1 protein-coding gene and 1 pseudogene are annotated in these 2182 nt (G+C 69.0%); both read right to left on the reverse strand.

Features of this window, described 5'->3' with window-relative positions; genetic code table 11:
* A pseudogene (gene glyA, locus HMPREF2886_RS33560) lies at positions 1–172 on the reverse strand (serine hydroxymethyltransferase); the annotation flags it as partial.
* Positions 173–314: 142 nt separating this feature from the next.
* Positions 315–2182, reverse strand: a 1868-nt coding sequence (gene gcvP, locus HMPREF2886_RS19630; RefSeq protein ID WP_070748134.1) for an aminomethyl-transferring glycine dehydrogenase, incomplete at its 5' end; no start/stop codon positions are given.

The raw sequence follows: 2182 nt of genomic DNA on the forward strand, positions 1-2182 counted from the left end.
CCTCGGCATACTTGTTGGTCAGGCCGCTGCCCTGCGCCTGCATGACCCGCCTGCTGGCGTAGTTCTCCGAGGCGATCAGTTCGATGTGGTCTTCCTGCCGCCGGTCTTCGGCATCCATCGCGGCGAGCAGTTCGTCGTCGTAGCCCTGGAGCTGGTCGTGCTTGCTGAACATGGCGCTGGCCTCTTGTCGTGTCGGTGTCAGGACGCCCGCTGGCGCGAGCGTGGCCGCGGCGCCGCTACGCAAGCGCGGCGCCGGGAAAGGGGTATCGCCGGAAACGGAAGGACGCCGCCGCTGGCGGCGCCCTCCTCGTCCGTCACTCCTCGCTGTACGCCTCGATGGGCGGGCAGGAGCAGGTCAGGTTGCGGTCGCCGTAGACGTTGTCGACACGGCCCACCGGCGGCCAGTACTTGGCCTCCACCAGGCTGGCCAGCGGATAGGCGGCCTGCTCGCGGCTGTAGGCGTGGTTCCATTCGCCCAGCAGCTCGGCGGCGGTGTGCGGCGCGTTCTTCAGCGGGTTGTCTTCCTTGTCCAGCTCGCCGCGTTCCACCGCGCGGATTTCCTCGCGGATGCGGATCATCGCGTCGCAGAAACGGTCCAGCTCGGCCTTCGACTCGCTCTCGGTGGGCTCGATCATCAGCGTGCCGGCCACCGGGAAGGACATGGTCGGCGCATGGAAGCCGAAGTCCATCAGGCGCTTGGCCACGTCGTCGACGCTGATCCCGCTGCTGTCCTTGAGCGGACGCAGGTCGAGGATGCACTCGTGGGCGACCAGGCCGTTGCCGCCAGCGTAGAGCACCGGGTAGTGCTCCTCCAGGCGGTGGGCGATGTAGTTGGCGTTGAGGATGGCCATTTCCGAGGCACGCTTGAGACCTTCGCCGCCCATCATGCGGATGTACATCCAGGTGATCGGCAGGATGCTCGCGCTACCGTACGGCGCCGCGCTCACCGCGCCTTCCTTGCGCTCGCCGCGAGCGTGGCCGGGGAGGAACGGCGCCAGGTGCGCGCGCACGCCGATCGGGCCGACGCCCGGGCCGCCGCCGTGGGGGATGCAGAAGGTCTTGTGCAGGTTCAGGTGGGAAACGTCGCCACCGAACTTGCCCGGGGCGCACAGGCCGACCATGGCGTTCATGTTGGCGCCGTCGATGTACACCTGGCCACCGCAGTCGTGGACGATGGCGCAGATCTCGCGGATCGCTTCCTCGAACACGCCGTGGGTGGACGGATAGGTGATCATCAGTGCGGCCAGGCGTTCCTTGTGCTCGCTGGCCTTGTTGCGCAGGTCCTCGACGTCGACGTTGCCGCGCGCGTCGCAGGCCACCACCACCACGCGCATGCCGACCATGCTGGCGGTAGCCGGGTTGGTACCGTGGGCGGAGGACGGGATCAGACAGATGTCGCGCTGGCTGTCGCCGCGGCTCTGGTGGTAGGCACGGATCGCCAGCAGGCCGGCGTACTCGCCCTGGGAGCCGGCGTTGGGCTGCAACGACACGGCGTCGTAGCCGGTGGCGGAACAGAGCATCGCCTCCAGTTCGTCGGTGAGCTGGCGGTAGCCTTCGCTCTGCTCGGCCGGGGCGAACGGGTGCAGGTTGCCGAATTCGGCCCAGGTCACCGGGATCATCTCGCTGGCGGCGTTCAGCTTCATGGTGCAGGAGCCCAGCGGGATCATCGTGCGGTCCAGCGCCAGGTCCTTGTCCGCCAGCTTGCGCAGGTAGCGCATCAGCTCGGTTTCCGAGTGATGGCGGTTGAAGACCGGGTGGCTGAGGATCGCCGACTGGCGCAGCAGCGCGACCGGCAGGCGGTCCCCGCTGCTGGCGGCAAGGGCGGCGAAGTCCGGGAGCGCCTGGCCCTCTTCGGCCAGCAGGCCCCAGAGGGTCTCCACATCGGCCTGGCGGACGGTCTCGTCGAGCGACAGGCCGAGACGGCCGGCATCGATCTCGCGCAGGTTGATCCCGGCGGCGCGGGCCTTGGCATGGATCGCCGCGGTACGCGCGCCGGTGGCCAGGCTCAGGGTGTCGAAGAAATGCTTCTGCTCGACGGCCACGCCCAGGCGCTCCAGGCCGGCGGCGAGGATCGCGGTCAGCCGGTGGGTGCGCCGGGCGATGCGCAGCAGGCCCTGCGGGCCGTGGTAGACGGCGAACATGCTGGCGATGTTGGCCAGCAGCACCTGGGCGGTGCAGATGT

Source organism: Pseudomonas sp. HMSC066A08 (genome assembly GCF_001813025.1).
Classification (GTDB): Bacteria; Pseudomonadota; Gammaproteobacteria; order Pseudomonadales; family Pseudomonadaceae; genus Pseudomonas; species Pseudomonas aeruginosa.